The 11221-nt window shown below is 70.8% G+C and carries 10 protein-coding genes; 2 read left to right on the top strand and 8 right to left on the bottom strand.

Features of this window, described 5'->3' with window-relative positions; genetic code table 11:
- Positions 1-32: 32 nt before the first annotated feature.
- The 4 genes from ACGFIM_RS20450 to ACGFIM_RS20435 form a co-directional block, all read right to left on the bottom strand.
- Positions 33-338: an antibiotic biosynthesis monooxygenase family protein gene (locus tag ACGFIM_RS20450; protein WP_393202415.1), complete on the bottom strand. Its 306-nt coding sequence runs from the start codon at positions 336-338 to the stop codon at positions 33-35.
- 73 nt (positions 339-411) lie between these two features.
- A complete protein-coding gene (locus ACGFIM_RS20445; RefSeq protein WP_393202413.1) occupies positions 412-1002 on the bottom strand; it encodes a TetR/AcrR family transcriptional regulator in 591 nt (196 codons plus the stop codon).
- A gap of 21 nt (positions 1003-1023) precedes the next feature.
- Positions 1024-1749, bottom strand: a complete 726-nt coding sequence (locus tag ACGFIM_RS20440; protein WP_393202411.1) for an ABC transporter ATP-binding protein — start codon at positions 1747-1749, stop codon at positions 1024-1026.
- The gene (locus tag ACGFIM_RS20435; RefSeq protein WP_393202409.1) at positions 1746-2888 is read right to left on the bottom strand and encodes an ABC transporter permease; all 1143 of its coding nucleotides are present in this window, start codon (positions 2886-2888) and stop codon (positions 1746-1748) included. The genes ACGFIM_RS20440 and ACGFIM_RS20435 overlap by 4 nt, the downstream gene beginning before the upstream one ends.
- 489 nt (positions 2889-3377) lie before the next feature.
- Here ACGFIM_RS20435 and ACGFIM_RS20430 point away from each other — a divergent pair, with 489 nt between their 5' ends.
- Positions 3378-3728 (top strand): hypothetical protein, encoded by a 351-nt coding sequence (locus tag ACGFIM_RS20430; RefSeq protein WP_393202407.1) that lies wholly within the window; start codon positions 3378-3380, stop codon positions 3726-3728.
- A gap of 343 nt (positions 3729-4071) precedes the next feature.
- The gene (locus tag ACGFIM_RS20425) at positions 4072-5697 is read left to right on the top strand and encodes a serine/threonine-protein kinase (protein ID WP_393202405.1); all 1626 of its coding nucleotides are present in this window, start codon (positions 4072-4074) and stop codon (positions 5695-5697) included.
- Between the two features lie 85 nt (positions 5698-5782).
- On the opposite strand, the gene ACGFIM_RS20420 is transcribed toward ACGFIM_RS20425, so the two are convergent.
- The 4 genes from ACGFIM_RS20420 to ACGFIM_RS20405 form a co-directional block, all read right to left on the bottom strand.
- Complete coding sequence (locus tag ACGFIM_RS20420) at positions 5783-6745, bottom strand: acyl-CoA desaturase (protein ID WP_393202403.1); 963 nt, start codon at positions 6743-6745, stop codon at positions 5783-5785.
- Positions 6746-6911: 166 nt separating this feature from the next.
- Positions 6912-10004, bottom strand: coding sequence for a S8 family serine peptidase (locus ACGFIM_RS20415; RefSeq protein WP_393202401.1), 3093 nt, complete (start codon positions 10002-10004; stop codon positions 6912-6914).
- 63 nt (positions 10005-10067) lie between these two features.
- Entirely contained in the window at positions 10068-10670 is a 603-nt protein-coding gene (locus ACGFIM_RS20410) for a hypothetical protein (protein WP_393202399.1), read from the bottom strand.
- Positions 10667-11218: an RNA polymerase sigma factor gene (locus ACGFIM_RS20405; protein ID WP_393202397.1), complete on the bottom strand. Its 552-nt coding sequence runs from the start codon at positions 11216-11218 to the stop codon at positions 10667-10669. Before ACGFIM_RS20405 ends, ACGFIM_RS20410 begins: the two co-directional genes overlap by 4 nt.
- Between the last annotated feature and the right edge of the window lie 3 nt (positions 11219-11221).

Raw genomic sequence — 11221 nt, 5'->3', positions numbered from 1 at the left:
TCGCCTGCGCCGGCAGGCTGAGACGCGCCTGGTCAGGCGGAGAAGTCTTCCAGGACGTCGAAGAGCTCGATCGCCGAGGGGGCCTGCATGCCGGGTGCGTCGGCGTTGGCGTGGGCGGCCTTGAAGGAGTCGGACTTCATCCAGGCGCGGAAATCGTCGGCCGAGTCGAACTCCATGGTCGACACGTACGGGTCTCCGGGCTTGGCCGGGCGCATCAGCAGGCTGCGCCGCAGGCCGGGCACCCCGGCGAGGGTCGCGCGCATGCTGGCGCTGAAGGTCTCCTCGAAGGCGGCGGCCTGTTCTGGAGCGACTTCGATGCGGTTGTGAACGACGTACATGGTGTTCCTCCGGAGGATGAGCGTGCCAGTGCCGCCAGTTTACCGACATGGCGTCGGTAAAACTCTCCGGCGTTCAGGACGTCGCCTGCTCCGAGGCGCGGGCGAACGGCTCCAGCAGGCCCCGCGCGGACTCCCAGACGGTCTGCAGGTCGGTGCCGGACTCGATCAGCCGCGACCCGGCGAACACGATGGCGTTGATCATCTCCGCCGTCTCCGGCACCGCGGGAACCCCGAGGAGGCGCAGCGTTTCCACGAGGGGCTCCAAGAGCTGCGCGTGCATGGCACGGGTCCGCTCGGCGATGGTCTCGCCCGGCACGACCTCGGCGAGGACGGTGGCCAGCGCGTGCTCGCCCTCGGCGATGAGCTCGAAGTTGGTCAGCACGTAGGCGAGGACGCGGCCGGCAGGCGTGGCCGCGGCGTCCATCGCCTCGGCCACCCTGGCCGACCAGCGGGGGAAGACGTCCTCCACGACCGCGTTGAGCAGGTCTTCCGACGACCGGAAGTACTGGTAGAGGCTGGACCTGGCAAGCCCGGCGCGCTCGGCGACCCTGGCCAGCGTCGGTGGCCGGCCGGTCTCGGCGAGGATCTTCCTGGCCGCGTCGAGCAGCGCCCTGCGCTGGGCCGCCCGATGCTCGGCGACAGTAGGGGCTTGAATGCGCGGCACCTGCCCTCCCCCATGGTCGGCCTATTCCGACAGTCTCCCATCCACCATCGACAGGACGCGATCGCAGTGGCCCAGCACCTCGTGGTCGTGGGTGACCATGATCGTCGCGACGGCGAACTCGTGCGCCTCATGCGCCAGCAGCTTCACGATATCGTCGCTGCGGGCGCGGTCGAGCGCGGCGGTCGGCTCGTCCACCAGCAGCACGGCCGGGCGGGTGACCAGCGCGCGGGCGATTCCCACGCGCTGCCGCTCGCCACCGGACAGCTGGTGAGGGCGGTGCCCGGCGCGGTGCCCCATCCCGACCCGGTCGAGCAGCTCTCGCGGATCGTGACCGCCGCCCGCGCGCTTGCCCGCTATGTCGAGCGCGAAGCGGAGCTGGTCGAGCGCGGTGAGCGCCGGAATGAGGTTGCCCGACTGGAAGACGAACCCGATCCGTTCGCGCCGGTGGCGCGCCTTCTCACGCGAGCTCGCCTTGGTGACGTCCACGCCGCCGATCAGCACCCGGCCGGTGTCGGGGGTGGTGAGCGCGCCGGCGACGGCGAGCAGGCTCGACTTGCCGGCCCCTGACGGCCCCACGATGGCGACGAACTCGCCGGCCGCCACGTCGAGGTCGACGTCATCGAGCGCGGTGACCGTGGCGTCGCCGTCGCCGAGTGTCAGGGTGACGCCCTCCATCAGCAGGCCGCCGCGCTCTTGCGCGCCGGCCAGGCGGGAGTCCGGACGCTGGGACCTGGAACGAGTGGTCATCGCTGCCCTCCCAGGGCTACGAGCGGGTCGACGCGGACGATGCGGCCCACGGCCGCCGCGGCACCGGCGAGGCCGAGGCCGACGAGGAGCAGGGCGGCGAGGACGAGCGGGCCCGCCTCCAGGTCGAACGGCATGGGCGTGGTGGTGAGCATCGCGCCGCCGCCGACCCCGATCAGGAAGCCCACAGCGGTGGACACGGTCAGGATGACGGTCGCCTGGATCATCGTGTCCCGCATGAGGTAGCCGGTGGAGGCGCCCATGGCCCGTATGACGGCGAGTTCGTGCTTGCGCTGGATCGTCCACACGGTGAAGAACGTCCCGACGACGAGCGCGGAGATGGCGTACAGGAAGACCTGGATGAGCGTGAGCGTGGAGGTCTCCGCGGTGTAGCCGGGCGAGGCTCCGAAGGACTCTTCGAGCGTCATGCTCGCGGTGCCCGCCGCGGCGTCGCCGCCGGCCAGGTCGATCTGGTCGCCGTCCCGCGCGCGCAGGGCGATGGCCGTGGCCTCTTCGTACGCTTCCGCGCGCACCTCGTCATCCGGGCCGGCGCCGGCGTGCACCTGCTGCCAGGAGCGCAACGGCAGGTACGCCACGTCGACGTGCCCGAAGGTGCGCTGGTCGCCGGTGGTGCCGACGATCTTCAGCTGTGTGCCCAGGCGGTCGATGACGACGGTGTCGCCGATCGCCAGGCCCTCGTCCAGGACGGTCTTACTGACCACGATCCCGTCGGGGTCGCCCAGCCCGGCGCCGTCCGAGACGGAGGGCTTGAGGAACGAACCGGGCTCGACGCCGAACAGGGCCAGGTCGATCGGCACCTCGGTGCCGGCCTGCGTCGTGGCCTTGGCGTTGACCAGCGCGACGCCGAACGGCGCGGCGTCGCCGACGTCGTCGCGGCCCTTCCATGTCTCGGCCTGGCTCACGCTGACGGTGCTGCGGGAGAAGGCGGAGTCGGTCTTGGTGCCCTCGGCGAAGGCGAACGCGGTGACGGGCAGCCGTTGGAGCCCGGAGACGCCGTCGTTGACGAGCCCGGAGGAGAGGCCGGACAGCAGGACGACGAGGACTGCGATGAGGGCGACGACTCCGCCCATCAGGCCGAAACGTGCGCGGGCGAAGATCAGCTCGCGCCAGGCCAGGAACATGGCACTCCTTGACGGGAAGGGGATTTCACGGAACCGACGCCTTAGTTACCGACGCGCCGTCGACAAGATACCAACATGGTGTCGGGAAAATGAAATCCGGCTCGTCGGCCGCGAGAGACGTCATGGGCTCCGAATCGGCGTGATCACGTCGCCCGCCGGCGGGCCATGGCCAAGCTGCGCGAAGGAGCGGCCACCCGGCCATGAGGGGACCGGAACGACGGCCCGGCCGCAGCGTCGCCTCCGTCAGCCGTCACCGCTTCTTCGGGAGGAGGCACGCCTGGCACCGCAGGCGCGATGGCGCACACCACGAACGGGCGGTCGCGGCAGGTGGCGGCCGTGTTCGGATGGCGGGAGATCCTCCCGCCCTTGACGATACCGACAGTTCCGGCAAGCATGTAACCGGAACCGCAAGTATCGACAAATGTGCACGGACCTTCCCCAGGCGCCCCACCGGTCGCCGAAGATGAGACCACCCATCGGGAGACATGAATGAACAAGCTCAGCAGTTGCGCGATGTCCATCTCCGCGGCCGCGCTCATCACGGCCACCGGCACCGCCTTCGTGGCCCCGCCGGCCTCGGCGGCACCCACCTCGCAAGCCACGTCCGCCGTGCTGATCTGCCGCTACAAGGTGAACGCCTCAGGCTCTCCCCGCTGGAAGAACGCGACCGGCACCGCCAGTGACGGAACCTACGCAAAGGGGTCGATCATCGGCGCCTACTCCGGCTCCCAGTCGAACGGCCGCCTGAAGACCACGATTTCCATCCCCGGCGGGGGCGGCGCCACCTTCTGGATCACGGCCGGCCACGTCTCACGCACCAACGACGCCTGCATGTTGTGACCCTCGCGAGATCTTCAAGCGTCGTACGGCAGGAATTCCTGGTCGGCAGGGAGTCCACCACCTCTTGACACCACGTTCACACGTGCGCGGTGAGGAGCGCGCCGGGCCGACGATCCTGGGGTGAGGTACCGAACGCCTTGCGGAGAGCGCGGCTGAAGTGCGCGGGCGGGAGAAGGGCCGAGGTGTGGCGTTGCGAGCCGAAGGTGATGGCCGAGCCCGGCAACGTCCGCCTGTACCAGGTCGGGGCAGGCGCGCGCCGTGTCCGTGCGCCCGGCGCGGTGATCGTCGAGCCGGCGTGAGAGGTGGATACGTCCCGACCACCAGTGTGTGAGAGGCCCCGCGAGTGTCCGACGAGAAGCTGAAACCGCTTGAGGCCAGCGACCCGCGGGAGGTCGGGGGATACCGGCTCCTGGCGCGGCTGGGGACGGGCGGAATGGGGCGCGTTTACTTGGGTCGCTCCAAGGGGGGCCGGCCGGTCGCGGTCAAAGTGATCCATCCGTACCTGGCGGAGGACACGCAGTTCCGGCGGCGGTTCGAGGCGGAGGTCGCCGCGGTGCGGCGGGTCGGAGGCATCCACACCGTGCAGGTGGTGGACGCCAGTCCCGACGCCGACCCGCCCTGGCTGGTCACCGAGTACGTCGCGGGACCGTCGCTGCGCGAGGCCGTGAGCGAGCACGGCGCGTTCTCCACGGCGGCGGCGGTCGCGGGGCTCGGCGCGGGCCTGGCCGAAGGGCTCATGGCGATTCACGCGCGAGGCATCATCCACCGGGACCTCAAACCCGGCAATGTGCTGCTGGGGCAGGACGGGCCCCGCATCATCGACTTCGGCATCGCCCGCGCGCTCGATGCCACCTCGCAGACCACCCGCAGCGTGGTCGGCACGCCCGGGTTCATGGCACCCGAGCAGCTTCAGGGCCGCGATGCCGGGCCGGCCGGAGACGTGTTCTGCCTTGCCGCCGTCCTGGCCTTCGCCGCCACCGGACGGGGGCCCTTCGGCCAGGGCCCGGTCGAGGTCCTCGGTTACCGCATCGTCAACGAGCAGCCCGACCTGACCGGCGTGCCCGAGCCGCTGCTCCCGCTGATCGCGGCGGGGCTCGCGAAGAATCCGGACGACCGTCCCGGCCTGGAGGTGTTCCTCGAACGCTGCTCCGCGCTCGCCGAGGATGGGAAGGCCGCGCTGCCGGAGCCCGTCACCACGATGATCGGCGAACGGGTGGCCGAGAGCGAGCTGCTGGCCTCCCCTGCGCAGGACGTGCCGGGGAACCGTCGGCGGCTTGCGCCGCCCGCGCGGATGGCGGTCGTGGTGGCCACGATCGTGCTCGCCGTGCTGGCCTCCGTCGCCGCCGTGGCCATCGGAAACGGGCTCGGCACAGCGGTCACCTCCAAGACCGCCACCGACGCTTCTCCCCGGACTCCGGCTCCCGAGGCGCCTCTGTCGTTCGAGGTCGATGATGCGACCTACAGCCCCACCCCCACCCCCGAGCCCGATCCCACCCGCAAGGCGTTCGAGATGATCTCGGCGGGCGACTGCCTGGACGCCTTCGAGCGTCCGCCGCTCACCTGGAGCAGAAGCATGCCGCGCGCGGTCCGCTGCAGCCGCTCCGACGCCTACATGAAAGTTGTCCGGGTGGTCGACGACCACCTGGTCAAGTGCGCGGTGAACTATCTCGCACCGGATGGGAGAACGTGGTGGTCCTATAGATCGAACACCGGCGACGAGATCTCCCTCTGCGTGCAGAGGCAGTTCCGCCCGGGTCAGTGTCTCCCGGCCAAGAAGGACAAGAAGCGGAACCTGTTCACCATCACCAACAGCGACCTCCTGATGGTGATCCCCTGCACCGGCTCCGCTCCCAAGGGCCGGAATGTCGTCCTCCGTATCACCGCGTTCACCAAAGGCTCCTGCCCGCGGGGCGGCCGGAGGATCGAATGGCATGTGCGCGACCGCACGCTCTGCACGCGCATCGTATGATCACGCCCGCCGGCGACGCCGCGGATGGGGCCGGTCGCGCCGGTGCGTTCGACCGGGCCTTTCTCGACGGGGACGCCGTGCGACGTCACGGGGAGGGGTCGCGGCGGCGGGCGGCCAGGCGGGACGGGGTCGGCCAGCGGACGTCGCGCACCCAGCCCAGCCGCTCCAGCCACCTGATCAGCCGGGCGGAGATGTCGATCTGGCCGGGCAGCATGCCGTGACGGGCGCAGGTGGGGTCGGAGTGGTGGCCGTTGTGCCAGCTCTCGCCGAACGAAAGGATCGCGAGCGGCCAGAAGTTCGCCGCGCGGTCCCCGTCGCGGGTCTTCAGCGGCCGCTCGCCGAAGACGTGGCAGACGGAGTTGATCGACCAGGTCACGTGGTGCAGCAGTCCGATCCGTACGAGCGAGCCCCAGAAGAACGCGGTCAGCGCCCCCGCCCAGGTGCCGGTGGCCAGCAGGCCGACGGCGGGCGGCAGCAGCACCGAGACCGCCACGAGCGGACCGAACAGCCGGTCGATCCGGACGATGCCGGGGTCGTTCAGCAGGTCCTTGGCGAACCGCTCCCGGTTGGTGAGGTCGCGCCCGAACATCCAGCCGACGTGCGCGAACACCAGCCCCTTGGCCAGGCCGCGCACGCTGTGGCCGTAGCGCCAGGGCGAGTGCGGGTCGCCGTCACGGTCGGAGAAGGCGTGATGGCGCCGGTGGTCGGCCACCCACTGGATGACCGAGCCCTGCACCGCGAGCGACCCGATCACGGCCAGGGCGATCCGCAGCCACTCCCGTGCTTTGAACGCGCCGTGGGTGAGGTAACGGTGGAAGCCCACCGTGACGCCGAGCCCGGTCAGGACGTACGCCGCGCCGGCGATCACCACGTCGGTCCAGCTCAGGCCCCAGCCCCAGGCCACCGGCACGGCGGCGACCAGCGCCGCGAACGGCACCACCACGAACACCCACAGCGCGACCACCGCCGCGACCGGTTTACGGCCGCCGATGAGCGGCGCCGCGCCCGCCCGCCCCCGATGGAACGCACCTGCCTGCGACGAAGCCATGTCCGCTGTCCCCCCCTTGCAGGCAACGCCGATCTCCTGACGTACTCATGTGCCCACGAACGCGCAGGTCATGTCCGGGGGGTCACATGAGCCGGCCCCATCGCGGGCGGGGAGCGCCGCGGGGCCTCCGGCTCGGGACGGCCCGAGCCGGAGGCCCCGGACGGCGTCACGAGATGCCGTAGGCGCGGGTGATGGTCTGGGTGAGGGAAACGCCGTCCGCGTCGGTGACCGTGGCGCGGAGGGAGGCGAAGCCCTGGGCGGACGGGTTCTGGACGGTGGCCGTCCAGCCGGTGCCGGAAGCCGTCACCGGAGTCTGCTGCCAGGTCTTCCCGTCGTCGAAGGACACCTCCAGCCGCACGCTCTTGACCTCCGGCCCGGTGGCGCGCTCCACCCACAGGGGCACCTCGGTCGCGGTGCCGGTCTTGGCGTGGTTGAAGTCGTCGAGGCCGGTCGGGGCGTACCGGACCACGGGCAGGGGCAGGGGCTGCCGCTCCGAGGTGCGGGCCGAGTCGAACTCCCATACGGCCTCCACCGCCGTGGACAGCGCCGCGTCCGGCCGGGCCATCGACACGGCCAGCGTGTACCGGGCCGCGTCCTGCGGCAGGACGGTGTCGAGGACGCAGGTCGGGCGTTCATCGATCTCGCAGCCGGACAGCTCGGCCTTGCCGAGCACCTGTCCCCCGCTGCTCAGCGTGGCGGTGCCGGTGGCCGCACGGTCCGCGCCGGTGTGGCCGGCGACGCCGTCGGCGAAGAACGAGGCGGCGTTGAGGTGGAGGTCGTCACCGGTACGGGTCGCGGTGACGAGGGACGGCCCGGTGACCGCCGGGTTCCACGTCTCCGTGGTGTGCCCGCGCTCGATGAGCCTGCCGCCGTCGGACACCACCGTGCCGCCGATCTGCAGCCTGCCGTCCCAGACGAGGCCAGGCGTGAGATGGTAGGTGGCCTTGCCCGGCAGGCTCAGCTCGGCCGGGAGCGGCTGTTGTATGGTCTGGGTCCCGTCATCGGCCCGTGACGCGAAGGACGGCAGGCCCTTGGCCGCGACGCCGGGAGCCCGGTAGACGGCGGTCACCTCGGCGAGGTCGTCGCGGCTCGCCTGGAGGCCGGGGTCGTCGGGGATCCCGCCCGTACGGTGGTCGACCAGGTCGTACACGTGCGGCTGCCCTGAGGAGTCCGTGCCGTACCAGACACTCCTGATCATGTAGTGCAGGCCGGTCCCCTCGGCGGGGATGGCGAAGAGGTCGGTACGGGCGTCCAGCCTGACCCTGTAGAGCCTCCACCACTTACCGTCACTGAGGTTGATGGCGACCATGTCGGTGGGCGCGGCGGCCGGGTCGTCGATGGAGAAGCGGACCTGCACGGCCTGGCGGCCGTCCAGGGTCACCTGCTGGTCGGCCTCCACCTGGAGATCGCGGTGCGCGAGGGTGAGTTTGCCGGTGGAGTCGGAGATGTCGGCGTACAGCTTCCAGTGGCCCTTCGGCACCCGGATCGTGCCGGTGGCGCTGTCGAAGGTCCGCTGCCGGATCTCTCCGGTATCGGGGTTGTAGATCTCGACGAGGAAGTTCTTGACGTCGCCCTCCCTGCCGTGCGCGCTGAACCGGACGTCGTACGACTCGGGCTCGACGTACGCGCCCGCCAGCGTGCGGACCGCCTTGTCGCCGTAGGTGGCGGTGATGGTCCCCGGGTAGTCGCCTGGCGCCTTACCGGCGGCGTCGATGGTCAGCGTGACCGACGCCGTCCCCTTGGCCGGGACGTCCAGCCGGCGCGTGGACAGCTTCAGGACGTCGCCGTCGGCGGCGAGGTCGAGGGTGACGGCGGTGTCGCCGGTGTTGGCGTAGGTGAGGGTCGTGGTGCGGGTACGTTCGGATTCCGTCCAGGGGAAGGCGGCCCACACGTTCGGCTGATCGGCCACGACCTGCTGGTCGATCGCCTGTGCCACGTCCACGCGCCCGGCGCCCACCTCGTGCGGGGTCGTGCCCTCCAGGGGATGCGCGCTGCCGATCAGCGCGGACTTGAGGCGCTCGCCGGTCCAGTCGGGGTGCTGCTCGGCGAGGATGGCCGCGGCTCCCGCGACGTGCGGGGCAGCCATCGAGGTGCCGTTGTAGGCGACGTACTGCCCGTCGGCGGTGCCCTCGGCGGCGGCGGCCATGATGCCCACACCGGGCGCGGTGATGTCGGGCTTGATGGCGTGGTCTCCCTCGCGCGGCCCCCTGCTGGAGAAGCCGGCCAGCTGGTCGTCCCGATCGACGGCGCCGACGGTGAGCGCCGCGTCGGCGCTGCCCGGGCTGGAGACGGGCATGTCATTGCGGTTGCCCGCGGACACCACGAACAAGGCCCCCGTCTGCTCCGACAGCGTGTTCACCGCCTGTTCGATCGGGTCGAGCTCAGGGGCGTCGGGGCTGCCCAGGCTCATGTTGATGATTTTCGCCTTGACCTCCGTGGCGGCCCACTCGGCGCCGGCGAGGAGGGCGGACTCGCGGATGAAGCTGCCGCCGACCTTGCCGACCGCGAGCTTCACTCCGGGAGCCACGCCCCGGTACTTCTCGCCGCGCCCGGCGATGATGGAGGAGACGTGGGTGCCGTGGCCGACGTTGTCGCGCATGTCCGGCTCGTCGCTGAAGTTGCGCTCCTGGACGACGACGTCCTTCAGGTCCGGGTGGCCGGCGTCGTAGCCGCTGTCGAGCACGGCAACCGTGACGCCCTTGCCCGTCAGCCCGCCTTCCCACGCCTGCGTCGCACGGATCTGCTTGACGCTGCGATCGAGGTCGAACGTGCGGTGGCCGTCCAGCCACAACCTGGTCTTCGTGGCGCGGAGCGCGCGGGGGCCGCCGGTCAGGTCCTTCCAGGTACGAGTGGCGCTCGCCTTCGGCACGCTGAGCGCGTTCATGCCGAGACCGGGCAGGCCTTTGGTGACGCGGGCGCCGGCGGGCTCCTGCTCCGACTGGATGATCAAGGGGATGTCCGGCGTGGCGGCGTCGTCGTACCGCCAGGCGAGAAGTTGCGTGACGTCGAACAGCCGCCTGTCCAGCAGACCCTGGTCGAGCAGGGGCTGGGCGTCGGACGGGATCACGAACACGTGCCCGCCGATCACCTGCCGGGTGAAGCTCACCTGTCTGTCTTGGCCGGGCTCGATGTGCTGGGCGGCACCGGTGACCACGACACGGTCGCCGGTGATCAGGGTGACGCTCTTGGGCTGGTGGCCGGGGGTGGGCTCGGGGGTGGACCGGGGTTCAGCGTATGCGGGGACCGCCCCCAGGAGCACGGCCAGGGTGATGACACACGATTTTCTGAGTATCGACACGTTGGATCTCTCGAATGGCGCCGGTTAATGCGTGGGGAGGTCCGTCGGGGGGACATGCACGCGGTAGTAGCTCGGGTTGTCGACCGGGACGCACGGCGCCACCGGGCCGACGACGATGTCCGCTTTCATGACCCACCGCGGCTTGTCCTTCGGCCAGTCGGCGGGGTACTCGGATTGCCCGGAGAACACCAGCAGCAACGTCTCGTCCTTGCCGAGGAGCCGGGGATTGATGTCCAGCCCGCCGCCGCGGCGAATGCGGGCCACCGCATTGGATGCAACGCTCATGGGGGGCGGGCCGCCGTCCGGCCTCTTCTTCCCCCTGTCGCTCTGGCACAGCTTCCCCGGCGGCAGGTACGTGATGTCGGCCCTGACGTTGTTCGCCATCAGGTCGCGTTCGAGCTTGTCCGCGTCCTTGAATTCGTTGATCTCCACCCTGACGGTGCCGTCGGCGTTCGTGCTCACCGCGTACGCAGGCGCCACGGTCAGCGAGGGGACCGCGAGCGTCACGGCCGCGGCGACGGCGGCCACCGCTCCGCCCGTGTACAGCCGGCGGTGGCGGCGCCGCCGGGCGGCGCGCCTTTCGATCTCGGCCTTGAGGTCCATCAGTACGCGCTCCTCGAATCTCATCCTGGGACTCCGTTCATGACCAAAGGCAGGTTCCGCAGTGTCCGGCGGGCGCGATGCAGACGTACCTTGGCGGCGCTCTGCCTGATGCCGAGGGCGAGCGCGGCCTCCGTGACCGTGAGCTGGTCCATGACGACCAGCTCCAGTACCGCGCGCTCCCCCTCCGGCAGCTCGGACATCGCCTCGATCGCCTGCCGGGCCTCCCGTTCGGCGTCGATGCGCTCGACCAGCCTGGCGACGTCGTCGCAGGCCAGCGGGCGCCGCCCGCCCTCCCGATCCGCCAGCTGGTACTGCTTGTACCGCCGGCGCCGTTCGGCGGAGATCGTCTTGCGGGCCACTCCGTACAGCCAGGCGATCTCCGAGCCGAGCTCGGGCCGGTAGGTATGCGCCGAGTCGAGCACCGCCATGAACACCTCGGCGACCAGGTCGGCGACGTCGTGCGGATCGTCGACGCGGCGCGCGAGGAAACTGGTGACCGCATCGACGTGCCGCCGGTAGAAGGCCTCGAAGGCCACAGGATCTGTGGCGATCTTCGCCTGTTTACGACGCACCGG

Source organism: Nonomuraea sp. NPDC049309, from assembly GCF_043196965.1.
GTDB lineage: Bacteria > Actinomycetota > Actinomycetes > Streptosporangiales > Streptosporangiaceae > Nonomuraea > Nonomuraea fastidiosa.
This window is presented reverse-complemented; position numbering and strand designations above follow the sequence as displayed.

Bases quoted from the DNA above. Each gene is read 5' to 3' on its own strand.
- ACGFIM_RS20450 (WP_393202415.1), bottom strand. From the start codon at position 338: ATGTACGTCGTTCACAACCGCATCGAAGTCGCTCCAGAACAGGCCGCC.
- ACGFIM_RS20440 (WP_393202411.1), bottom strand. From the start codon at position 1,749: ATGACCACTCGTTCCAGGTCCCAGCGTCCGGACTCCCGCCTGGCCGGC.
- ACGFIM_RS20435 (WP_393202409.1), bottom strand. From the start codon at position 2,888: ATGTTCCTGGCCTGGCGCGAGCTGATCTTCGCCCGCGCACGTTTCGGC.
- ACGFIM_RS20430 (WP_393202407.1), top strand. From the start codon at position 3,378: ATGAACAAGCTCAGCAGTTGCGCGATGTCCATCTCCGCGGCCGCGCTC.
- ACGFIM_RS20420 (WP_393202403.1), bottom strand. From the start codon at position 6,745: ATGGCTTCGTCGCAGGCAGGTGCGTTCCATCGGGGGCGGGCGGGCGCG.
- ACGFIM_RS20410 (WP_393202399.1), bottom strand. From the start codon at position 10,670: ATGAGATTCGAGGAGCGCGTACTGATGGACCTCAAGGCCGAGATCGAA.